The sequence below is a fragment of the Bacillus sp. PAMC28571 genome, from assembly GCF_014250435.1.
Classification (GTDB): domain Bacteria; phylum Bacillota; class Bacilli; order Bacillales; family Bacillaceae; genus Bacillus; species Bacillus safensis.
Genome location: NZ_CP060191.1, coordinates 645225 through 667933, shown reverse-complemented (window position 1 = coordinate 667933; position 22709 = coordinate 645225). Strand labels below are relative to the sequence as shown.

Annotated in this window: 20 protein-coding genes; 5 read left to right on the top strand and 15 right to left on the bottom strand. The window is 41.8% G+C overall.

Features of this window, described 5'->3' with window-relative positions; all coding sequences use genetic code 11:
* Positions 1-14: 14 nt before the first annotated feature.
* The 9 genes from H7F25_RS03025 to H7F25_RS02985 form a co-directional block, all read right to left on the bottom strand.
* Positions 15-830: an MIP/aquaporin family protein gene (locus tag H7F25_RS03025; protein ID WP_044333639.1), complete on the bottom strand. Its 816-nt coding sequence runs from the start codon at positions 828-830 to the stop codon at positions 15-17.
* Positions 831-1045: 215 nt separating this feature from the next.
* Positions 1046-1603, bottom strand: a complete 558-nt coding sequence (locus H7F25_RS03020; RefSeq protein ID WP_024425304.1) for a glycerol-3-phosphate responsive antiterminator — start codon at positions 1601-1603, stop codon at positions 1046-1048.
* Between the two features lie 346 nt (positions 1604-1949).
* Positions 1950-3290 (bottom strand): aspartate aminotransferase family protein, encoded by a 1341-nt coding sequence (locus H7F25_RS03015; protein WP_185854205.1) that lies wholly within the window; start codon positions 3288-3290, stop codon positions 1950-1952.
* A 255-nt stretch (positions 3291-3545) separates the two neighbouring features.
* Positions 3546-5138, bottom strand: a complete 1593-nt coding sequence (locus tag H7F25_RS03010) for a PucR family transcriptional regulator (protein WP_125587337.1) — start codon at positions 5136-5138, stop codon at positions 3546-3548.
* A gap of 33 nt (positions 5139-5171) precedes the next feature.
* Entirely contained in the window at positions 5172-6089 is a 918-nt protein-coding gene (locus H7F25_RS03005) for an AEC family transporter (RefSeq protein ID WP_024425307.1), read from the bottom strand.
* A gap of 79 nt (positions 6090-6168) precedes the next feature.
* Complete coding sequence (locus H7F25_RS03000; RefSeq protein WP_122632197.1) at positions 6169-6585, bottom strand: VOC family protein; 417 nt, start codon at positions 6583-6585, stop codon at positions 6169-6171.
* A gap of 199 nt (positions 6586-6784) precedes the next feature.
* On the bottom strand, positions 6785-8323 hold the full coding sequence (locus H7F25_RS02995; protein ID WP_012009394.1) for a bifunctional GNAT family N-acetyltransferase/carbon-nitrogen hydrolase family protein: 1539 nt from the start codon (positions 8321-8323) through the stop codon (positions 6785-6787).
* A 15-nt stretch (positions 8324-8338) separates the two neighbouring features.
* Entirely contained in the window at positions 8339-9004 is a 666-nt protein-coding gene (locus tag H7F25_RS02990; RefSeq protein ID WP_024425309.1) for an HAD family hydrolase, read from the bottom strand.
* A gap of 311 nt (positions 9005-9315) precedes the next feature.
* Positions 9316-9663, bottom strand: coding sequence for a DUF5365 family protein (locus H7F25_RS02985; protein WP_024425310.1), 348 nt, complete (start codon positions 9661-9663; stop codon positions 9316-9318).
* Positions 9664-9772: 109 nt separating this feature from the next.
* Between H7F25_RS02985 and H7F25_RS02980 the strand changes: the two genes are divergently transcribed.
* The gene (locus H7F25_RS02980) at positions 9773-10681 is read left to right on the top strand and encodes an RluA family pseudouridine synthase (RefSeq protein ID WP_185854204.1); all 909 of its coding nucleotides are present in this window, start codon (positions 9773-9775) and stop codon (positions 10679-10681) included.
* Between the two features lie 37 nt (positions 10682-10718).
* On the opposite strand, the gene H7F25_RS02975 is transcribed toward H7F25_RS02980, so the two are convergent.
* From H7F25_RS02975 to H7F25_RS02965, 3 genes are all read right to left on the bottom strand, one after another.
* Positions 10719-11285, bottom strand: coding sequence for a class D sortase (locus tag H7F25_RS02975; RefSeq protein ID WP_185854203.1), 567 nt, complete (start codon positions 11283-11285; stop codon positions 10719-10721).
* A gap of 46 nt (positions 11286-11331) precedes the next feature.
* Positions 11332-14235: a 5'-nucleotidase C-terminal domain-containing protein gene (locus H7F25_RS02970; RefSeq protein WP_044333650.1), complete on the bottom strand. Its 2904-nt coding sequence runs from the start codon at positions 14233-14235 to the stop codon at positions 11332-11334.
* Between the two features lie 86 nt (positions 14236-14321).
* Positions 14322-17702: a CheR family methyltransferase gene (locus tag H7F25_RS02965; protein WP_185854202.1), complete on the bottom strand. Its 3381-nt coding sequence runs from the start codon at positions 17700-17702 to the stop codon at positions 14322-14324.
* A gap of 144 nt (positions 17703-17846) precedes the next feature.
* On the opposite strand from H7F25_RS02965, the gene H7F25_RS02960 reads away from it, so the two are divergent.
* Entirely contained in the window at positions 17847-18491 is a 645-nt protein-coding gene (locus H7F25_RS02960) for a spore coat protein (RefSeq protein ID WP_151039200.1), read from the top strand.
* A 25-nt stretch (positions 18492-18516) separates the two neighbouring features.
* Here the strand turns inward: H7F25_RS02960 and H7F25_RS02955 are convergent, their stop codons facing one another.
* Together H7F25_RS02955 and H7F25_RS02950 are read right to left on the bottom strand one after the other, a co-directional pair.
* Positions 18517-19389: a hypothetical protein gene (locus H7F25_RS02955; RefSeq protein ID WP_185854522.1), complete on the bottom strand. Its 873-nt coding sequence runs from the start codon at positions 19387-19389 to the stop codon at positions 18517-18519.
* 156 nt (positions 19390-19545) lie between these two features.
* Positions 19546-20052 (bottom strand): YhcN/YlaJ family sporulation lipoprotein, encoded by a 507-nt coding sequence (locus H7F25_RS02950; protein ID WP_034623898.1) that lies wholly within the window; start codon positions 20050-20052, stop codon positions 19546-19548.
* A gap of 151 nt (positions 20053-20203) precedes the next feature.
* Here H7F25_RS02950 and H7F25_RS02945 point away from each other — a divergent pair, with 151 nt between their 5' ends.
* The gene (locus tag H7F25_RS02945; protein WP_185854201.1) at positions 20204-20602 is read left to right on the top strand and encodes a spore coat protein; all 399 of its coding nucleotides are present in this window, start codon (positions 20204-20206) and stop codon (positions 20600-20602) included.
* Positions 20603-20636: 34 nt separating this feature from the next.
* Here H7F25_RS02945 and H7F25_RS02940 read toward each other — a convergent pair whose 3' ends face one another.
* On the bottom strand, positions 20637-21017 hold the full coding sequence (locus H7F25_RS02940) for a hypothetical protein (protein WP_185854200.1): 381 nt from the start codon (positions 21015-21017) through the stop codon (positions 20637-20639).
* A gap of 97 nt (positions 21018-21114) precedes the next feature.
* Between H7F25_RS02940 and H7F25_RS02935 the strand changes: the two genes are divergently transcribed.
* Together H7F25_RS02935 and cspB are read left to right on the top strand one after the other, a co-directional pair.
* Positions 21115-22206, top strand: coding sequence for a GGDEF domain-containing protein (locus H7F25_RS02935; RefSeq protein WP_024425320.1), 1092 nt, complete (start codon positions 21115-21117; stop codon positions 22204-22206).
* Positions 22207-22417: 211 nt separating this feature from the next.
* Positions 22418-22618 carry a cold shock-like protein CspB gene (gene cspB / locus H7F25_RS02930; RefSeq protein ID WP_008349061.1) on the top strand — a complete coding sequence of 67 codons (201 nt, stop codon included), beginning with the start codon at positions 22418-22420 and terminating at the stop codon, positions 22616-22618.
* Positions 22619-22709: the final 91 nt, after the last annotated feature.

Genomic DNA, 22709 nt, shown 5'->3' with positions numbered 1-22709 from the left:
GTGTTTTCCTCCCCTTACATACTTTCATTTACAGCATTTGTTTGATTTTTCGTAGAGACATAGAGTCCTAACAATACCACAATTAAAATAACGCTTACAATCCAAAAGGCTGGTGTGATGTTCGCTTTAAAAGCTGCATTGTAGAAAACACCGCCAAATGCGCCGCCTAAAATTGGACCAACGACTGGCACCCAAGCATACTTCCAATTCGATGGACCTTTACCTGGAATCGGCAGAATCGCATGTGCAATTCTCGGACCTAAATCACGTGCAGGATTAATTGCATAACCAGTGGTTCCACCTAAAGAAAGACCAATTGCAACAATTAAGAATCCAACAATCAGCGGATTGATTCCGTCTGCGAATTTATTTGCACCAATCGCTAAGATTCCTAGAACCAATACAAATGTACCGATGACTTCACTAAGTACGTTTGCAAAAGTATGCGGAATCGCAGGACCAGTTGAGAATACACCCAGCTTTGCACCTGGATCGTCTGTTGCTTTCCAGTGCGGTAAGTAATGTAAAAAGACAATAATAGCTCCTATTAATGCGCCAAGCATTTGGCCGGCAATATACATTGGTACATCAGCCCAAGGAAAACTTCCTTCTAGCGCAAGCCCAATTGTTAGTGCTGGATTCAAATGTGCTCCGCTGATTCCACCTGTTGCATAAGCTGCTATGGCTACTGCAAATCCCCATCCGAAAGCGATTACAATCCAGCCGGACTGATATGCGAGCGATTTCTTTAAATTGACTGCCGCACATACACCGCCTCCAAAAATAATGAGAAGCATTGTACCTACGACTTCACCCCAAAATGGTGTCATGAAAATTCCTCCTCTGGTTCAGTTGCCATCCCCTATGAATGTGTAAAAAAAGATAAAGAAAAAAGATCCACAACAAACATACTTTACATCAGGGTCATTTGTCACCTAGTAAAGCGCTGTTGTGGATCTCCATTTCTCCATCACATGATATTAACTTAGTGCTATAGTATCAGAGGATGAAAACGTTGTCAATCAATTTTCACTTTTTATCTTTTTCACTTTTGGAACGCTTTCCAAAGGGCTGTATTCGATGTTGTCACAGCTGTAGCTCCCGCTTCAAGCGCTCTTTCTACATCTTCTTTTGTACGGATAAACCCGCCTGCAAATATTGGAATCCCAGCTCGCTCGCGCACTTCTGTAATTAAATCCGGTACGACCCCTGGCAATACTTCAATAAAATCTGGGCGGTGTTTTCCTACGAACTCCATGCTTTTTTCCATCGCACTTGTATCAAGTAAAAACATTCGCTGAATGGCATATACCTTTTTTTGCTTGGCTTTTACTATGACAGAAGACCTAGTAGAAATAATTCCTGCCGGCTTCATTTCCTGACAAATAAATTCCGTTCCATACTCATCATGTTTGATCCCATGAATGAGATCGACATGGACAAACATTTTTTTATGATGGGCATTTGCCTCATTCATAATGCCCTTTAGCCGGCCTAAATGCACATCAAGTAAGACCCCATATGTAAATGGACTTTTTAAAAATTCCTCAAATTGCTTCATATTGCGAACAGCAGGTAGAATGGGTTGATCATGAAAACTCATATGCCGTCTCCTTCTAAAGTGTATTGGTTCAGTCTTCTCCTAACAGTAATAGAATCTCTTCTATTTTTCAATACACCTAGTGTATCCAATGCCGATTTTACTTAGCAGCGTATGTGCTTTTTCCATAGAAAAAAGCAGAGAAATCTCTCTGCTCAGATTGTTGACAAAGGGCTAAAATGATGTTGATTTTAGCCCTTTGTCTTCTTTTCAGCGTGATAGAAAACCTTTGCAGTCTAGGAAGGACGAGCACCGGAGCGGAGCGAATTTGACATTCGTGAGCACCGGAGCGCAGACCTGACACCGAATGCGAGGGTTTGTCTACACGCTGAGCAGAGAAATCTCTCTGCTATAACTGTGCCATACTTTCTTTTAACGTGTTGATAATAAATGAGGCGTCTTCATTTGTTATATTTAGCGGCGGTGCAAGCTGGGCAACGTTATTATAGCCGGCAACCGTATCACCATTTTTCCCGATGATCAGTCCGCGTTTTTTACATTCTGCAATCAATTGACCGACAACCTGTGGATCAGCCGGTTTTTTAGACTGTTGATCCTGAACAAGTTCAATACCAAACAGCAGGCCCTTCCCTCTGACATCGCCGACAAATGGATGCTCTTTTAACTCTTGCAAACGTTCAAGCATGTCTTGCCCCAGCGTGTCAGACCGTTCTACTAATTTCTCGTTTTCCATGATCTCTAGGTTGGCAAGGGCAACCGCACAGGAAGCAGGATGACCGCCAAATGTATTTACATGGCGTAGCCTGTCATACGTATCTTCCCCTGCGTACGCTTCATAAATTTCTCGTTTCACGCACGTTGCAGAAAGAGGTAAATAGCCGCTTGTGATCCCTTTTGCCATTGTGATGATGTCCGGCTTTACATCTTCATGCATAAAACCAAACCGCTTCCCTGTCCGGCCAAAGCCGCAGATGACTTCATCCACAATGAGAAGCGCTCCATGAGCCTCACAGATGTCTTTGACCTTCTTCAAATACCCTTTTGGCGGCATTAAGATACCGCCACCTGTAATAATCGGTTCCATAATGACCCCAGCAATGGTCTCACTTAGTTCCCACGTCATGGCTTGATCGATTGCCGCTGCACTTGCCAAAGTCTCTTGATCCTCAGGATGACGATACATATCAGGCGGTGCGACATGGATAAAGCCTTGACCTAATGGTTCATATTTATATTTACGCTGCGCCTGCCCCGTTGCAGCAAGAGCTGCTGCGGTATTACCGTGATACGAACGATACCTGGAGATGAACTTTGTTCTTGTGCTCTCTCCTTTTTGCGCATGATATTGTTTGGCGATCTTAAATGCAGCTTCATTGGCTTCAGAACCGCTGTTAGAAAAGAAGATGACATAGTCCCCGCCAAGCCATTCATTTAGCTTTTCAGCCAGCTGAATCGCTGGCACATGGCTTTGCGTCAGCGGATAGTAAGGCATTGTCTTTAGCTGCTCATATGCCGCTTCTGCAAGCTCTTTTCTGCCATAACCGGCATTTACACACCAAAGACCTGACATCCCATCTAAATAGCGATTCCCATGAATATCAGTCACCCATGCGCCTTCTGCCTTGTGAATGACCATGCTTTCATTTTCCTTGTTTGTCCCTTTCATATGATGCCAGATCAACTGATCATCTTTCGCCTGAAGGTTTTGAGCCTGTTCATGTATTTTCATCTTCCCGACCCCCATGTATCCGTTTTCATCATTAAAGAAGCTTAAACCGGTTCAGCAGCACATTGCCCCTCTATTCATTATATGGCTGAAAAGGGAGGCATATGAAACTGAAACTAGGCCGCCCGTAAGAGAGTACCAACCATTACTTTCATTATAAAAAAGGGGCCGGGCCCATTACATTAGACAGATCGTCAACTGATTGAAAAGAATCGTAAGACACTCTACTCGGATGCTTAGCAAATCTAACATACTTCGTTAACGGTCATTTCCTTGCAGGAATTCATATGCAAGAATCGCAAATTCAAGCGCCTGTCGTTTCGGTGCCTGCATCATATCCTCGCCAAGCAATGCTTGCAGTTTATCTAGTCTATGATAAAGCGTCTGCCTGACAATATAGAGCTGGCTTGCAGTTTCCTTTTTAGAACCGTTTGTCTGTAAAAAGATATTCAGCGTTTGATAAAGTCTTCCGCTATTTTGCTTATCATATAAAATGACAGGCTCCAAATACTCTTTCACCATACATTCAAGCAGTCCGCTTTCCTTCATGACAGGCATGAGACGGAGCATATGCAAATCTTGATAAAATGGGCTTTCCACACGCTGGGGCATCACTTTCTTTAAATGCAGCACTTCTTTGGCTGCTTGAAAGCTTTTTCTCATATGCTGAAACTGTTCACAATATGGACCGATGCCAAAATTGATCACAGTTCCGCGGGGCTGCTCGCGCTCATACAATTGTTTGATATCACTCGCAGCCCTCTCTGCACGCTCTTTCCAATCCTCCTTCTTTCTCGTGTTCAATAAAATAAACAAGGTTTGTCCTTGATGCTCATAAGGAATCAAATGGAAACCCGCTCGCTGAAAGATAGAGCGGCACGATACGAGAAAATATAGATTTCCTGCGATTTCTTCGATTTGATGATGCTTTTGAAAGAGCATCACCACACAGCCGGTTGGCTTTTTCAATCCTTCTGTTTCTTCAAGATGCTCTAAAATATCTCTTTCTGTATGCTCTTCTTGGAACCATTTTTGCAGCCATTCGTTCTCTTTTGTCTTCTTCAATTCTTCTGTATAAAGCTCTCTTAGCGTTTGCTGGGCCAGAGCATTTGCTCCTTTATCCATTACGAGCAGTTCGAATTCTGAGAGTGTGTTTGTTTGATGAATGAGCACAAGGTCTGCAAATGTCTGCTTGAGTGCAAGTACTTCTTTTTTGGTCACTTCGTATCCTTTTGGCAAGGAAGCAAACTGTAAATAATTCATGACCAGCTCTTCGGTTTGTTTGGAGGAATCACATAAAATAATCGGCTCCCCCTGAACAGGAATGAGTAAAAGTATGCCCCTTACGTGCTGATACACTTGATCCAAAATATCCATCTGGGGATGGGGAGTCAGCAAAAGCTCATTCAGCTTTGATGATAGTGCTTCTAGATCAGCCATCATTTGATACTGGCGTTCAATCATCATCGTATGGAGATGCTGTGTGATGTTGACGAATTTCACTTCTTTTGTAAACAAAATCAGCGGAAAATCTCTTTCTTCTGCATACGCAATCAATTCTTCCGGCACATCGAATCTGAGCGGAACAAATTCAATACATAAGCCTGCCGCACCAGAATCGATCAGCTGTTTTAAAAATGCTTGAAACACATCCAATTGATCATGAAAGCCTGCGGCTGTTGTTAGGATGAGCTCTCCCCCATTTAACAAATCTTCTACAGCAGGCACTTCTAACACATGGACCCATTTGACCTGCCGAAACAATCCCTTTTCTCCTGCTAACACTTTTGCATGGGCAAAATACTTTGTTTTCAACACATCACTCACTTGAAAATGAACATCTGCATTCATTGATATGTCCCCCTTTGTTTTGCCGCCTATCCCCTATCCCAGAGGGTGCATAGATAAAATCCATAATAAAACTGGTAATGTCACGATGCTTAAAACGGTACTGAGAAATGTCGTGCTTGAGACAAACTCAGGCTTCGTTCGAAATTGTACAGCCATGAGCGTGGTATTTGCTGCTGTCGGCATGGCTGCAACTAAGATCATAATTTGTTTCACTAGATCATCTACCGGTAAAATGAGTGTAAAGCCAAATGCGATGAGTGGTGAAATAAACAGCTTCAGCAATACAGCATAAGAAATATTGCGATAATCCACTTGCTTAAAAGAAATGACGGCGAGCTGCATGCCTAAAATAAGCATAATCGTCGGTATGGCGGCATCTCCCACAAGCTGGACACCCGTCATCACCTCTTTAGGTAGTGTAAGATCCATCAGCTGAAATAATAGACCGAGGAGTGCCCCATATGCAACCGGCATACGCAGCACTTTTTTCAGCACGACCTTCCCATCCCCTGCATCCTCTCCGCCCTTTGCTGCATAATACATACCGATCGTACTCATAACAAGCTGCTGCAGCACCATTAAGACGATGGCAATATCTAAACCTGCTGCTCCGAAGACAAGCAGGACAACAGGCGTGCCGTAATTCCCATTGTTCATAAATGCTGACGACAGAATCATGGCACAATACATTTCCTTCGAATAACCATAAATACGAGATAAAATAAAGACACATAAAACAAGTGAAAGACAAAGTCCGACGACAAAAATAGATAGGTACACATAGTCCATCGACACTTTGTTTTGATAAAAGGTTTCAAACGCAAGAAATGGTGACATTAAATATAAAGACATTGATGAGAGCGTATGTATGTCAAAACCAATGGCCTTCTGCCCAATATACCCGATAAGGAAAATACCGAACACTGGCAGTAAGACAAGTAAAAACTCCATGCTGCACCTACTTTTCTCTAGATGAATTCCTATTCTTCCTCATAATCATACCACTGTTAAACAATAAAAAAGAAGCACCCTATGAAAGGCCGCTTCTCTCCTCATCCAAATAGAACACTTCCCACAAATGACCATCAAGATCCTGAAAGCTCCAACCGTACATGAACCCATGATCCTGCTTTTCCTTAAACGGTGACCCGCCTGCTGCCATCGCCTGCTCCACCAGCTCATCGACCTCTTTTCGTGAATCAACCCGCATAGAGACAATGACCTCTGATCCCTGCCTTGCATCCACCAATTGTTTTTCTGAGATGGTTTGAAAATGCTTATGGGTTAACAGCATAACCGTAATGGTGTCACCAATGACCAAACAAGCTGCCTGATCATTCGTCAGCTGCTCTTGAAAGTCAAAACCCAGCTGCTCAAAAAAAGCCTTTGATTCCTTGACATTCTTTACCGGTAAATTGATATACAAATGTTTAGCTTGTCGTCCCATGTTCCTCTCCTTTTTGAACACATGATCTCCTTTCAGTATATTCAGATTTTGCTCCGGCATCCCTTTATCGCATGAAAAAATAAGCTCTCCATCTTATTTAAGCAAAAAATGATGATGAATCTTGAACAGGTAGCAGCGCTCGTGCTACTACTATGTCTCTTAATCAAAAAAAGCGCCTTGTGATAGGCGCTTCTTTTCATTATTTCTTATATTCAATATGGTACACGTCTCTTCTTCGGTCTTTGAGCTGACGTACCGTTCCATCTTGCCGCTGTCTTCTTAAAATTTCTAAATCGACATCGCCAACGACAACCATTTCTATATTTGGATTACATTCTCCTACAATCCCATCTCTTGCAAATTCAAAGTCAGATGGGGCAAAAATTGCTGACTGTGCATATTGGACATCCATATTTTCGGTTTGCGGAAGGTTTCCGACAGTTCCTGAGATTACGGTATAAATCTGGTTTTCAACCGCTCTAGCCTGAGCACAGTAACGCACTCTTAAATAGCCTTGGCGGTCTTCTGTACAGAACGGAGTAAAAATAATTTTCGCTCCTTTATCAGCTGCAATCCGAGCAAGCTCAGGAAATTCAATATCGTAGCAAATTTGGATCGCAATTTTACCACAGTCTGTATCAAATACCCGAACCTGATCACCTGCTGAAATCCCCCACCATTTTCTTTCATTCGGTGTGATATGGAGCTTATATTGCTTTTCAATTGTTCCATCACGTCTAAATAAATAAGCGATATTGTAGATTTTCCCTTCCTCTTCAACGAAATGGGATCCGCCAATGATGTTAATGTTGTACTTCACAGAAAGGTCTGTGAACAAATTAATGTAGTCCTCGGTATATTCTGTGATCCTTTGTACTGCAAGACTTGGGGAGCGCTCCTCTAAGTAAGACATGAGCTGCGTTGTAAAAATTTCTGGGAATACGGCAAAGTCAGCTGACGCATCTGATGCGACATCAACATAATACTCCACCTGATTCATGAATTCCTCGAAGGAATGAATTTGTTTCATCGCATATTGAATGACGCAAATACGAACTGGGAATGCCGATTTATAATATCTCTTCGATTGCGGACGATAATCGACGTTGTTCCATTCCATTAACGTCGCATATGTGCTCGATGCCTTATCATCCGGCAAGTAATTCGGATTGATCCGCATGAGGCTGAATTCATTTAACAGCTGAAAAGATAAAACAGGATCATAAATTTGGTGAAGCATGACCTGCTCCACATATTGACGAGGCGTCATTTCCTCTTGGTATTTATGATAATTCGGGATGCGTCCGCCAATGATAATGCTTTTTAAATTTAATCTTCTCGCTAAGTCTTTTCTTGCTTCATATAAACGATGGCCAATTTTCATGCGGCGGTATTCAGGACTAACCATCACTTCAATTCCATACATATTCATCCCATCTGGATTATGGTTAGTGATGTACCCATCATCTGTGATGTCCTGCCAAGTATGACGGTCATCGTATTCATCAAAGTTAATTAATAAACTTGAACAAGAGCCAATGATTTCTCCCTCAAATTCAGCACAAAACTGACCTTCTGGGAAATGCTCAAGATGACTTTCAAGGTGCTCTCGTTTCCAAGGGTCCATGCCCGGAAAGCATACCTCCTGCAAGGCGATGATTCGGTCAATATCTTCTTCCCGGATATTACGGATCACCATTCTTTTTTCAAACCGCGTTAAATCGAGTTTTTCTGCCATGATGTTTTTGCCCCCTTACTGATCCTCTTTTTCAAGCTGATGGAATAGCTGGAGCAATTCGATTTCAGCCATGGATTCTAATCTGACATCATATTCTTCAAACTGCAGCGTGCTCGTCACTTTGTTTGGGACGATGACGCATTTCATGCCTGCGCGTTTGGCAGCAATTGATCCATTCACTGAATCCTCAAATGCCACACAATCCTTTGGCTCTACACCTAAGCAGCTTGCGGTCTGCAAATAAAGCTCTGGATTTGGTTTGACTTCTTCCACATCATCTGACGTGCGGATACATTCAAAGTAATCGAAAAGACCAATTTGCTTCAGGTGATCAGACACCCATTTATAGTCTGAGCTGGAAGCAAGTCCAATCTTGATCCCAAGCTCCTTCGCTGCCTGTAAATAAGCTTCTACGCCAGGCCGTGCTGATTCATCCTTCATTCTCTTTTGAAAACGAGAACGCCGGTCCGCTGTAAGTGCCTCATGATCGAGCGTCTTTCCTAGCTGCTTTTCTAAGTATTCAAAAGGCTTAAAGCCTGCCTGCGTCCCGATGACGTTGCCCCATACAGAAAGAGGCAGCTCCGACTCATGCTCTGCAAACATTTCTTGTAAAACTTCATATTCATGTGTTTCTGTATCTAAAATTAATCCGTCAAAATCAAATATAATCGCCTTTACCAACGAGGCCACTCCTTTTTTTTACAAAAGTCTTTAATATGATACTCAATGCTATCATATCGTGAATAAAATTGACTTTCAAAGATGAATGTCTGCTAAAATAATTATGTATAAAAGGAGCCTGTACCAATTTTGTCAGGCTCCTACCCGTGTTCGGTTTATTCTGCAAGAGATCCAAGCGCTCCGATTCGTGGAGAAATAGGCAATGTTGAAAAAGAGCGGGTTTGGTATTACAGATCTAAAGGTTTCTCCGTTCCCTTAAAAATAGTATGTGCGGCAGCCTTGTAAGTTAACAAGGAAGTTCACACCAACTTTTACGCATTTTGAAGACGGCGGCTGGCAAAATCGTCTAAATCAAATGGAAAAGAAAAGCCGCATGCATTGACCTGCTCACGGTTTCGCTCGAATAGCTCACGATCACGCTTTGTAATATGGCGTTTAGGTTTTACAATAATGGTATGTAATAGCTGAAGTCCCGATAAAATACGAAAAGCATCGTCCATCGTTCCGTTATAAACCCCTTCAACAAAGGTCAGCGGGCGTTCTTGTTGACGCGCAGCTGGGTTTTCACCGACAGCATGGGATAGAAGATCTTCAACATCCTTTGATATTTCTTCAATTGCCTGCTCTTGCAGGTCTGTAGCAGCTTTCATTATTCTCACGTGGCATCTACCTCTCTGTCGTTATTTCTCCATTCAGAATAGCACAGAAAAAAAGGCGTTCGCCAAGGTAAGTGTTTCCTATATATACCCAAAGAGAGGAACGAATATCATGAACATTAACGGACACACGCTCTCGCTAAAAGCAGGTGAGCAGGATCATGACACTTCACTGAGTCAGTTTTTAAAAACAGCCGTGTCGGCCTCAAAACCGATTATCCATTTTTGGATGGAGCATCAAAAAATACGTTTAAATCAAAAGCCTGCCCATCACGCGGCAAAAGTCAGTACAGGCGATCACATCCTGATCGATTTATTTGAAACGGAAGAAAGTGATGTGACGCCTGAATATGGTGAATTAGAGGTGCTCTTTGAGGACGAGCACTTATTGATTGTGCAAAAGCCCGCTGGACGACCAACGCACCCGAATGAAAAGGGACAAACGGGCACACTGGCAAACCTTGTGGCCTTTCATTTTCAAGCAAATGGCGAGGAAAAGCGAGTGAGACATATTCACAGACTAGATCAAGACACAAGCGGCACGGTCATTTTTGCCAAACACAGATTAGCTCATGCTGTGCTTGATCAAATGCTTTCTAAAAAAACGATCAGCCGAACCTACATCGCCATCGCAGAAGGACTTTTCAAGAAAAAGAAAGGCACTATTGATGCAGCGATCGGCCGTGACAAGCATCATGCCGTCAGACGAAGAATCTCTCCTACTGGTCAAAGTGCTGTCACTCACTTTCAGGTCATGGACAGCAATAAACGTCTGCAAATGACAGCCGTCAAGCTGCAACTTGAGACCGGAAGAACACATCAAATTCGAGTCCATCTTAGCAGTCTTGGGCACCCTTTAGCCGGAGATACACTTTATGGCGGAGCTCGCCATCATATCAACAGGTGCGCTCTCCACGCCAAACAAGTAGACATGACACATCCTTTTACAGGTGAGCACCTGAGCATAGAAGCACCGCTTCCTCTAGATATGTCCCAGTTTATGGACGAGATCATCCATTAAAAAAAGAGCCTGCTGATCAAATGCAGGCTCTTTTTCTTTAGACAGATGCTCTTTTTGCATAAATAATGTACCGCTCTGGTGCATTGCCGACGAAATGAAATGGATAGCATGTTGTTAACACCAGCTCTTCCTTTTTATTTTGCAAAGTAATAATGGATGTATCATGCTGATCCACGATTTTCGTATGTGTGATTTCATAAACAAACTCACCATACGGCACAGTGATTTTCAGCTGATCCCCAATATTCAGTTCACCTGTTCGGCGAAACACCGTGTCACGATGGCCAGATAGGACGATTTGTCCCTTCTGATCTGGGTAATAACTGCCTTTGTAATGCCCGACTCCTTTGGCAAGATCATCCGCATCTGTCCCTTCGACAATGGGAAGGTCTGCTTTTAATTTCGGAATCGTCAGGATGCCAGAGGCTTTCCCCACATCAGGAGAAAACTGCTTTTTTGACATCCCTTGATCGTCCGCTACCGCTTTCTTTGCATCTTCTAATGATTGTGCTGTTTGAAGGTGCGTAGAGACGATTTGCCAAATTCCCCAGCCGAGCAAGACAATTCCTGCTGTCATCACAGTAAGTGCAAGCCACTTTTTCATGCTTAAACTCCTTTACCTGTTACATTTCTCTTAGATGATACGCTCTTTAGCTTGCTGCTTTTTCTTCTTGTTTTGCTTTTTGAATGCGTCCCTCTTTTTGATACACAATGGAAGCCCCTTCAAAGCTCTTCACAAAAGCGACAGTGGCTTCTAAATCCTCTGGGCCTGTTTCAGGATTTTTCCCCAGCCTTCCTATCGGTGCATACTTACTGCCAGTTGCAGTTGCCATAAAGTTATTCACCGTGAGTGTATATGTTTGATCAAGCGCAACGGCTGATCCATCTGGCAGCTTTAAGTCGACTACTTTATATGTTACCGGATCATAGGAATATGAAAAGCCCGAAATGCTATAATCTGGTCCAAATTGAGGAGAAATTTGCGCTTCAATGATCTCCGCCAAGTCTTTGCCCTTAATCTCAAGTTTAACTAATACGTTGCCGAAAGGCTGAATATTAAACAGATCTCCCCACGTAATCGGCCCTTTTTCAAGGTTTTGTCTGATGCCGCCGCCATTCATCATAGCAAAATCACTTTTCATAGAATACCTCATACCATCAGCAATCAAATTACCGAGCGGCGTGTCTCCATCATTTGAATAGCCGCCTTCCATTTTGATACCAGCTTCTCCAACTACCTCACTAATAATCGGCTCAACTTCTTTCCCGTAATGAGCTAGGATGCCGGCTGCTTCCTTGTCCTTTTCAATACCAGATTGGTCTACGTACTGGATATTTGCACTCTTTTTGACAATATCCTTCGTTTTGCGGTCAAGTGTTACATTGACCTCACCAATGGCCTTCCCATATTCAAAGGCTTGAACAATTAATTTCCCATTGACCTCTCCGTTTACCACTTCGTGATTATGCCCCGCAAAGATGACATCAATTTCATCATCGCCTTCTTTGGCAAGCTTCGCACTTTCTCCAGTGATGGTGTCTCCATTTTGCGATGCTGTCATATGAGCTAAAACCGCTATGGCTTTGATCCCTTTTTGTTTTAGTTCCTGCGCGGCTTCATTTACGGCTTTGACTTCATCTGTAAACTGAATGTCTTTAATCCCTTCTGGCATGACCATTCCTGCGGCTGACTTTGTCACAACACCGATAAATGCTACAGGAATTCCCTCGACATCCATGATTTCATAAGCAGGTAAAAGTGGTTTGCCTGTATCCTTGTATTCACAGTTTGCACAAACGAGCGGAAAATTCTGGCCGTCATATCCCTTTGTGCCTTTAGGATGATCTCCGCCATTTATGATACGTAATAGCTCGTCCACCCCTTCATCAAATTCATGGTTGCCGACCGTGCCAACATCAAAGCCAATGTTCTCCATGAGTTCAACTGTTGGTTCATCTTGCAGAAGAGACGATATTGGAGAGCTGCCGCCAATCATATCTCCAGCATGGACTGTGATCGTATTTTTGTTTGCTGCTTGTTTTTGTTTCATATAAGCCGCCACATAATCCATCCGTCCGTACGTCCCTTTATTGCCATCACCTTTTAGATCCAGTTCGTATTGTTGATCAATTTTTCCGTGTAAATCATTCATGCTTAAAATGGTTAACGGGACTTCCCTAGCTTCCTCTGCCGGCTGATAGCCAGCCTGTTCTGCTTCTTCTTTTGAAGCAAAAAAGATGCGTTTATCTACAGCGATTTCTTTCCAGCTGTCAGGCGATACGTACGTTTTCGCTGATGAATCACCGACGTAGCGTGTCAGTCCTTTTTTCTGTTCACGTGCCCTAAATTCAAACGGCTGTTCCAGCAGCGGGTCCGCTTCGTTCCATATGCCCAGCCCTTTTTCTTTTGCCTCTTTGACAGCTTTTTGGAACATCTGATAGTCCTTTTCATCTCCAACCGGCCAGATGAAATACGTAGGGGCATATCCTTTTTTCACAAGCTCTAAATTCGTATTAACCCCTTTTTTGGTTTTCACTTGAGCTAAAAGACGTCCATAGGCGTCCTTCGCTTCAGGACCAATCTTTAATGTGACTTTATCTCCGCTTGAAAGAAGCGTATTTAAATAGTCCGCCGCCTTTTGTCCAAAACGCAGCTGGTTTTGATCTAATTCATTTTTTGGCTTATGGTACGTTTCCGGCGTGTCCATATTCACAAAACGCACCTTTGTTGTACCAAGCACAGGCTTCTTTAAATGAATCGTATCTCCATCTACCACCCGGTCAACTGTTGCCTCGTATTCTTTCTTCATTTTTGGCGGCTTTGGCTGGCGTTTCAGCAGACTGATATCACCTTTGTGTCTTGGAAGCACCTGCAGCGTATCATATCTGCTTAACACTCCTGTAAACTCATACCATTTCCCTGTCTTTACTTCATCAATGGCACTTGTATCCACCATCACTCTAAGGATGGTGCTGTGATATTTTTTATCAATGATCACTACATTGTATCCATCACCAGCCGGCTGCTCTGGTTTTGATTCAACATAGCCTTTGACCTTCACAAGTTTTCCTTCATGTTTACGTGCCTGATCCGTTTCTAGTTGTTTCACGGAGACTCGCTTTGGCTTTGGCAAAGTTTGATTCACACCATCGATCTTCAGACGGTCTCGATCCGGCACAATTTCAATCAGTCCTTTATAAGACGTGATCTTCCCCGTTACTGTCACCTTCATGCCTGCTTTTAGTTCTGGGAAATTGCTTTGCTGTGCTGAATAAATATTGACTCCAGCTGATTTGTCTTGAATGTACGTTGACAGTTTCCCATTGCCTATAGCCGATTGGTCTGCTGTCACAATTCCACTCACCGTCACCGTCTCTCCGATCAGCTGACGGGCTTTTTTGATTTTCATTGGCTTCTTTTGGTTCCAAACCGTTTCCTTCTTTTCAGACGCAATGGCTTGTTCTGCTGTGATCATGCCAGGCAGTAAGGATTGCAGACTAAAGATCACTAAAACCAGACAGCAGATCATTCGAATGGATCGAACACGTTTCATTAGACCCTCCCCTTCCGAGCTTTTTCTCTCTTAGTGTACTAAGTAAATATTGATGGTAGATGGATTTCTTGTAAATCTTATGTCTGTCAGCTCATTGGAAACGTAATAATCACTCGTGTCCCCTCAAAGCTTTTGCTTTCAAAACGAATGCTGCCGCCATGGCTTTCAATGATTTTAATCGTCATCATTAAACCAAGACCAGTCCCTTTTTCTTTCGTTGTATAAAAAGGTTCACCTAGTTTCCCTATTTCTTCTTCTGGTATGCCCTTTCCCTGGTCTTCAAAAATCAGCATCATCTGATTATGTTCCAATACGGATGTGACTTGAATGACACCTGTCACACCATCCATCGCTTCAATACCGTTTTTAAGAATGTTTAAGAAAACTTGTTTCAGCTCATTTGGTATACCTTGAATGTTTGGCAGCGACGGAGACAAATTCTTCTGAATAGACACGCCTTTTAAAACCGCCTGTGATTCAACGACCATGATCACTTCTTCGAGCAGAAGATTGACATGTACCGGCTCAAATTTCACCGATTTGCTTCTAGAGAGCACAAGGAATTCATTAATAATCGCTTCAAGCCGATTAAATTCAGACATCATGACATCTGCATAATCCTTCTGATATTTCTTACTTTGAATCATCAGCTGTAAAAATCCCTTTAACGACGTCAGCGGGTTCCGTATCTCATGGGCGATGCCGGCTGCAAGCTGACCAACTGCGGACAGCATCTCTGACTTCATCAGCATTTTCTCTGACTGCTTTTGATTGGTAATGTCCTCTGAAATCCGCATCACGGTTGACTGCATTTTGTCAGGATCATCAATTCGGTGTAAAGAGACCCTCTCCCATCGTTCACGGCCTGATAAATCCTGAAAGAACAGCTCACCAGTCCAGCTGCCTTCTTTTAAACAAACGTCCCATTGCTTTTCTAAATCATCACATTGACATAGCGAATGATAGACAGAAAAAATATCTTTGCCGATCAGGTCATATTCATGCTGCTGTACAAACTGGCAAAAGCGCTGATTTACGCATTGGATGACCCCTTCCTCAGTTGCAACAACAATATGGATATGGCTGTTATCCAGTGCTGTTACTGCTAGATGGAGTGACTGTTTGATTTTTGTCATTTCCGTCATTTTAATCCACGTCATCACCGCTCCCTCATGATCTTGATCAAAGATAGGTGTGATGTGAACAGTGAATTGTTCTCCTTCATTCGTCTCAATTTCTCGTTCGATGACGCGCCTGTCCAAGATAACCGATTGAATGTCATGATAGAGCGTTTCCTGCGTAAGCTTCTTAGCCATCGCCTGAAAGGATTGCTGTTGCCTTATTTGAGCTGAAGTAAATAAAGAGGCGGCTGTAGGAGTGTAATAGCGAATATTCATGTCCCGGTCCACAAACAACGTCGCAAGCTGAGGCTTAACAGAAGGTCTATACAGTTCTTCCCTTGTTACCCTTAAGTTGTTTATGATATTAATAAAATGTTCATGTTTTTTCTCAAGCTCCGCTATTTGCGTGTTTTTCACTTTTAATTGAGCCCTTGCCTCCTGCTCTTTTTGTTTAATTTCATTGAGTTCATTTTCTAAATCGACAATACGCTGTTGATAAACTGAATTCTGATCTGGCATCCCTTTTTCCCTGCTGTTCTCTTGAATTTTCCCTCTCTCATTCATTCGAATGAGAATGACGTATACCCCTTTAAAACGGTGATCAAAACTCTTTACAATAAAATCCGCATACTGCTTTTTTCCTTTTTCCGAAATGAGGACATGCTGAAACACAACCTCTGTCTCGTCCGTCCATACCTTTTGAAAGGTTTGACTCAACATCTCTTTCAAATAATCAGGTGTCACATATTCACATGATTGATCTGACACTTCTGTACGGTCTAAGAAGGAATAGGCCCCATTTGACATCGCCAGAATTTTGTCACAATCATTGATCACCATGCATGCATCATATTCTTCGCTCACTTCTTCCATATATTGAGCAGCTCGCTTTTTTAACTCGGCATCACGAGCGTCATATACCCAAGGGACACTAGATGCAGGAACATTTGAATAGGTGTAAATGTTCCACTTCTCATTGAATAATTGAAACAATCGAGGAATATTGGGAACAGTTTCATTTGGCCCTAAGATTAACACCCCTTGATCTTTTAAAGCATATTGGAATCGGGATAATACTCGTTTTTGTACTTCTGGCTCAAAGTACATCAGAACATTTCGGCAACTGATAAAATCGAGGTGGATAAAAGGTGAATCAATCAATAAATTGTGAGGAGCAAAAACAATATGTTTTCTAAGCGACTGCTTCACAATAAAAGCGTCACCTTTTTTTTCGAAATATCGCGCCCGCCATTTTTCCGGTATGCTTGCCATAGACTCTATCGAATAAAGACCTTTACTAGCTATTTGAATTGCTTTTCGGTTGATATCTGTCGCAAAGACTTGAAGTTCAATGGACACATCTCTTCGCTTCATTTCTTCTAAAAATAAAATCGTAAAAGAATAAGCTTCTTCCCCTGTCGAACATCCCGCAATCCAAATTCGGCATCGAGATTTCCCGTTGTTCATCGAATGGTCAATGATTGACGGGATCACCTTCTGTTCACATACTCGAAAAGCCTCCATATCTCTAAAGAAAGCAGTCGTGCCGCTTAGGAGCTGGGCATGCAGGCGGTCAAGCTCATCTGGTTCTCTTTCTAATAAACGATCGTACTCTGTTAATAATGACATCGGTTCGTTTGCAGTGCGCATGCGTTTTTGAATAACAGAAAGCAGCCTTTTCTTTTCATAGGCTGAAAAGGCAATCCCTTTATACATTTCGAGACGTTCAATGATTCTTAGTAAAGCTGGATCCGTCTCATCCGCATGCGGGACATTGATGATATTGGCCATATAAGCTGCAAGAGTGGATGGATTTTTGAATGTGTGATGATACATGCTGTCAAAACCACTCTCTACCTCACTGCATGATAAGGCTGTACCGCCTTGCTCAACCAACCGAAGCAATCCACTCCCCACACAATGACCTTTTTGAAAAAAGATCGCAAACGCCTCTTCCTTTTGAACACTGGCAAGTGACTTAAAAAGCGAGTCGACAGAGCATGCCTTGTTTGTTGGCAGCTGCTCTGATACATGAAGCCGATGATCTTCTGTTAACGTCACAGCCGCATGCTGCGGACAAAAATAGATGGTCTTCTTCATGACTTTCTCACCATGTTTAATCGTTTTTGCCCGGTAGCCAATCGGTAAAACAAGTGCTTCTAAATCTGTTATACAATCGCCTGTCACATGATTTTGCACAACAATAAAAGAGGCATTTAATTCAGGTGGCAACGATTGAAAAAAAGCCTCAAGATGATGCTGTTCAAACGGCGAAACACCGATGCCGATCACTGGTGCCTGCACATGTTCGTCTTCTATCAAACGATTAATGATTTTGTCCTGCATCTGGTACCCCCATGTTCATTCGTCTGATACTTTTTTTCGACAAAAAGAAAGAAAACCCTCTAATTGTAAATAATGTTTTTTGCATGAAAACGAGAAAACATCCTCACATTAAAACAGATTGTATAAACAAAAGGAGGAATCTCAATGCAAAACGATCAGCAGCCAATGTTTCAAGGAAACGCTCAGCAGCCTGAACTCAACCATGGCGGGCATGAATTATTCGATTTACATGAAATTTTAGCCGGCACGATTAATATTTTGGATCAATATATGATCCTGCGGCAATTTATTCAAGATCCTGCATTATCCGACATCTTGGATCGACAATATCAATTCGTTTTATCTCAGTACAATGTCACTGTAGATTGTTTTTCTACAGGCCAAAAGCCTAGTGAAGAAACCGCTACTTATATGATGAAAGAACACACACAAGTGACATACGGAATCAAACCTTCTCAACCGAAGAAGCCGAATCAATCATTACAGGATGTAAAAGACTTAGGCATCACAGGACATATGCTCAGCCTAGTCAAATCACACGCTGGGTTACTTTCCATGTCCGCTTTAGAAGTTACAAACCCTGTCGTCAGACGTGTGCTAGCTGCGCAGATTCCAAACTTTATCGAAATGGCATATGAAATTTTCTTGTATCAAAACAAGCATGGCTACTATCAAGTTCCTCAGCTTTCCAAACAAGACATGACAGCCATGACATCAGCTTTTGCACCGCTTCAGGGGCAGGTCCAAATGCCTCCTAGCAAGGCAGATCAACAAAAACCGCTTCATTAAAAAAAACGGCTGACCCCTTCTCTGGTCAGCCGTTTTTTCTTTGATACATCACTTTAAACTGTTTTTCAAAATCTGTGAGCCTCTCCCCCGTCGCCTGTTCAAAGCCGCTAGCAAATTGGCCCGTTTTCGCAGTTTCCTCCATGATCTCATGTATGATGTCTCGTCCGTAAAGCTGCACCAGCTCATAGATCATATAATAGCTTTGTAAATAGACATCTGTCTCATACGTTACCCGGGAGTTCTGCCAGTCTTGATCAGAATGAAGAGATTGAAATGGAATCACGTCGAAGCGTTCAGACGTAGCATTTAACACGTCATAGGCCGTCCACTCTGCTGTTCCCTCGTGGAACCAAAGCGGAAAAATGCCTGGAGATACTTCATATGAATGGACCTTTTCATAGAAAACAAAATGAGCATACTCATGAATAAAAAGCGTATTGAAAAAGTATAAAGGCAGTGTCTCTTTCTTCAATAATGCTTCCCGTTTATCTGGATATAACCCAATCATTTGATCATGATCAGAGTAAAATCCGGTTATATGCTTAATTCCAGCCATTTGTTCGATCGTCTCTTTATCATCAAAATAAATAACGTCTAAAGGTCTGTCAGCTTCAAACTGAAACACTGACGATGTTCTCTTCTCTGCCTGTTTCATGGCCTCTATGGTCAGATCAACAAAAGCATCCTCTTCCTTTGCATAGTAGATTCGAATATGTTCATAGACTTGCTTATTGAGTCCCTCCGTGATAACCGTTTTAGGAGAAGACTGCTCCAAATATTGTCCTGTCAGCTGAAACGCAACATAAATCAAGTACGCGGTGAAAGCATAAAAAATCAGACCTGCTGCAATCATTCCGCCTACAAGTTTTTTATGAATCAATGACGGCCCTGCTTTCATTTGCTCCCCACCTGAATTCATCCTGCACCCTCTTTCTCTCTCTATGAAGAAACAAAGATCAACAAGAGGTGATATATTTTTTACTTTATGCAGTCAGGTGCGCGAGGTGCGGTTCCAAACAAAAAAGCCGCATATGACATACGGCTTTTGTCGTAGCTATTTTGATTCAGGGAAGACACGTCTAACCGTTTCAGTAAATTCATCGAAAAATCCTGAAATCGGCTCTCCGCTTTTAATACGTTTTCCGTAACCTTGCATACGATCGACAAAGTCTGGATTAGCAGATACATACACGTTGTCGATTTGTTGATCCGTTGATTTGACTTTGTCTGAAATTTTCTTTTTCAGATCGTCCGTCACATCACCGCTTTTATTGCCTTCAAGTACAACGGCAACAAATGCATTTTTTCCTGTGACAAGTACGTTCGCTGTTTTCACTTCAGACATATTGGCTACGAGCTCTGACGCCTTATCTGACACTTTGACCTTCTGAGGTGTTTGAACATCTGGCTGATCCTGCCTCATGTTGTCATTCTTATATGTGACATTTTCATACTGCCGTTTCATTGTTCCTCTACGCTCATCGCCTTGGTTGTTCATTCCACACCCAGCGGTGATTAATGTTGGCACGAGCAGTAAAGATAGCATCCATTTCTTATTCATCAATTATTCCCTCCTTTTGCTCATAGGTTTTTCATCCAGCCGGCTTTTTATGCACATATCCTCTCTTTCCGCAAAATGAATTCATAATTCAGCTGTGATTGGTCATCCTAAACTTGATGAAAGATCATCACGATCAAATGGAGGGATTCGTTTGTTTAAAAAAAGAAAAGGTATGAGCACTGGCGCAATGATCGCAGTATCAACAGCTATCATTGCATTATTCTCCCCGGTTTTACGAAGAAGGCTGAAAAGCATGACACAAATGAATATGTCTTCAATGATGAAAGGCGCAAACCATCAGCACCAAGATTCATCTCGTCATGAGTCCCGCTCACATAAGGAATCAAAAGGAACAGGTGAAGTTGGCCAAATGATCAAGCAGGCATTCACAGCTGTCCAGCCAAATCAAACGAACCAGCACCAATCACCATCAAGAACTCATCAGCCAAGAGAGTCTTATGCGCAATCTTTTCACATTGATGAAAGTGTGATGAATGTGATGGATGATGAATCGATCCAGCAAGTCATCAATGACATCGAGCACAAATAATCAAACAGGAGCCTTCATAAAAAGAGGCTCCTGTTTATTCTCCTGAAAAATGTTCTTTGACCATAAGACAAAAGGAAGGTAGAAATGTGATTTCGATTGTTGTAATGAAGTCGTCATGATGCTCTAATATCAGCAACAGCTCCTTTTCTTCCTTCCGATCTTTTTTAATCTCTACATGCTGCACTGTTTTAAAATCATATATTCCTAAAACGGATTCGGTCTTTTTTCGAACGACGTTTAAGCTAAACTCCTTCATAGCAAGCGACATGTTCACAACAAATCGCTCCTCATGATTCTCGAACCGAAAAGTCAAATCTTGATATTCAACCGGCATTTCTTTTTCAAATCCGGCATCTGGTATTTTTTCAAAAAAAGAAAGCCAGTCCGTTTGATCTGGAAAGCGTTTTCCTCGCATTTTCTTCAATTCCTCATCATTAAAATTTTTATTAATTATCTTTTTTCCCCTTTTCTTTTGCAACAAATTTTAGTAATTTTAAAAAGGTGATTCTATTTTGCTAAGAGACCTCTTTATTAATTTAACAATTCTTGTCACTTTCCATTACTTATTTATACTTGTGTTTAAAGAGAATTTTCTAAAGAAAGAAGATACCTTGCTCAGACAAATATGCAAAGGCATGCTTTCTGGGTTACTCGGTGTCCTTTTAATGTTCTTTTCTATTAAAACAGGACCAGCGATCATCGATTTAAGACATATTCCCCTTATTTTAACGGCCTTTTATGGAGGCATCGCCCAAACAATGATTGCAGCTTTTGTTGTGATCATTGGCCGATTATTAATTGAAGCCAATATCGCTTCTTCCATCAATATTTTTTCCATGATGTTTATCGCAGCCGCTTCTTTTTTGATTGCAGAGCGTCATATGAATCATGTTGTGAAAATGCTGTTATCCATTACGATTGGTAATGTGGTTGCCACAAGCCTGTTCATCTTGATCGTGCATGAGACATCATTTCAGCTGCATTCTACTTATTGGATTTTCTCATATATTGCTGGATTGTTTAACTTTTATGTCATTGAGCATCAAACAAAAGCATATCAGCTGTTAAATTTGTATAAATTCCAAGCTCATTATGACTTTTTAACAGGTGTTTTAAATAAACGGAAGTTCGATGAGGTATTAAGTGATGCTTTTACTAAGAAGTTGAAGCAGCCTATCCATCAAATGTCCCTTATTTACCTAGACATCGATTACTTCAAAACCATCAATGATCAATATGGGCATCATGAGGGAGATATTGTTTTAAAAGAAATCGGTACAAGACTGATTAAAAACACAAGAAGCTCTGATTATATTGGTCGGATTGGCGGTGAAGAATTCGCTGTCCTTCTACCAAATTGTACAATTGAAAAAACATGGCAGATTGCAGAACGCTTACGAAAAAAAATAGCCGATCAGCCGATTTATTTAAAAAACGGTCTGTCCATTCACACTACGGTATCAATTGGATGTGCTTATTCTCATGGAACTGGTGCAGACATCAAGCAATTACCGATTATAGCTGATCAGGAGCTCTATAAAGCGAAGGAGTCCGGCCGAAATCAAGTGAGCTTTTCAGAGAGAAAAAAAGACCTTTTGACATAGGCATTTTCCTCAATTTGTTAGCACTAATTATTTTTAAAAAAGTTTTCGTATAACAGTTGTTTTTTCCCGCAAACACTGGTAAAGTAAAGGTAATTATTTTTGTTCGTATCATCTTTAAGAAGAAAGTTTTGAAAGAGTTTTCGTCTTTGAAGTTTGTGTAAGAGCAAGAATAGTGAATTTAAGCGTTAAGATCGCTTTAGGAGGAAATTTCATGTTAGAAGGTAAAGTAAAATGGTTCAACTCTGAAAAAGGTTTCGGATTCATCGAAGTAGAAGGTCAAGACGATGTATTCGTTCACTTCTCTGCTATCCAAGGCGAAGGCTTCAAAACTTTAGAAGAAGGTCAATCAGTTTCTTTCGAAATCGTTGAAGGTAACCGTGGACCACAAGCTGCTAACGTTAACAAAGCGTAATTTAAGAGCATCTGCTCTTTTAGCACTTTATAGAGTGAAGGAAAACCGCCCGGCTTCTGCCGGCGGTTTTTTTGTGCCATAAAAAAAAGAG

Excerpts from the sequence above, each read along its gene's own strand:
- H7F25_RS03025 (WP_044333639.1), bottom strand. The coding sequence starts at position 830 with ATGACACCATTTTGGGGTGAAGTCGTAGGTACAATGCTTCTCATTATT.
- H7F25_RS03020 (WP_024425304.1), bottom strand. The coding sequence starts at position 1,603 with ATGAGTTTTCATGATCAACCCATTCTACCTGCTGTTCGCAATATGAAG.
- H7F25_RS03015 (WP_185854205.1), bottom strand. The coding sequence starts at position 3,290 with ATGAAAATACATGAACAGGCTCAAAACCTTCAGGCGAAAGATGATCAG.
- H7F25_RS03010 (WP_125587337.1), bottom strand. The coding sequence starts at position 5,138 with ATGAATGCAGATGTTCATTTTCAAGTGAGTGATGTGTTGAAAACAAAG.
- H7F25_RS03005 (WP_024425307.1), bottom strand. The coding sequence starts at position 6,089 with ATGGAGTTTTTACTTGTCTTACTGCCAGTGTTCGGTATTTTCCTTATC.
- H7F25_RS03000 (WP_122632197.1), bottom strand. The coding sequence starts at position 6,585 with ATGGGACGACAAGCTAAACATTTGTATATCAATTTACCGGTAAAGAAT.
- H7F25_RS02995 (WP_012009394.1), bottom strand. The coding sequence starts at position 8,323 with ATGGCAGAAAAACTCGATTTAACGCGGTTTGAAAAAAGAATGGTGATC.
- H7F25_RS02980 (WP_185854204.1), top strand. The coding sequence starts at position 9,773 with ATGAACATTAACGGACACACGCTCTCGCTAAAAGCAGGTGAGCAGGAT.
- H7F25_RS02975 (WP_185854203.1), bottom strand. The coding sequence starts at position 11,285 with ATGAAAAAGTGGCTTGCACTTACTGTGATGACAGCAGGAATTGTCTTG.
- H7F25_RS02970 (WP_044333650.1), bottom strand. The coding sequence starts at position 14,235 with ATGAAACGTGTTCGATCCATTCGAATGATCTGCTGTCTGGTTTTAGTG.
- H7F25_RS02965 (WP_185854202.1), bottom strand. The coding sequence starts at position 17,702 with ATGCAGGACAAAATCATTAATCGTTTGATAGAAGACGAACATGTGCAG.
- H7F25_RS02960 (WP_151039200.1), top strand. The coding sequence starts at position 17,847 with ATGCAAAACGATCAGCAGCCAATGTTTCAAGGAAACGCTCAGCAGCCT.
- H7F25_RS02955 (WP_185854522.1), bottom strand. The coding sequence starts at position 19,389 with ATGAAAGCAGGGCCGTCATTGATTCATAAAAAACTTGTAGGCGGAATG.
- H7F25_RS02950 (WP_034623898.1), bottom strand. The coding sequence starts at position 20,052 with ATGAATAAGAAATGGATGCTATCTTTACTGCTCGTGCCAACATTAATC.
- H7F25_RS02940 (WP_185854200.1), bottom strand. The coding sequence starts at position 21,017 with ATGCGAGGAAAACGCTTTCCAGATCAAACGGACTGGCTTTCTTTTTTT.
- cspB (WP_008349061.1), top strand. The coding sequence starts at position 22,418 with ATGTTAGAAGGTAAAGTAAAATGGTTCAACTCTGAAAAAGGTTTCGGA.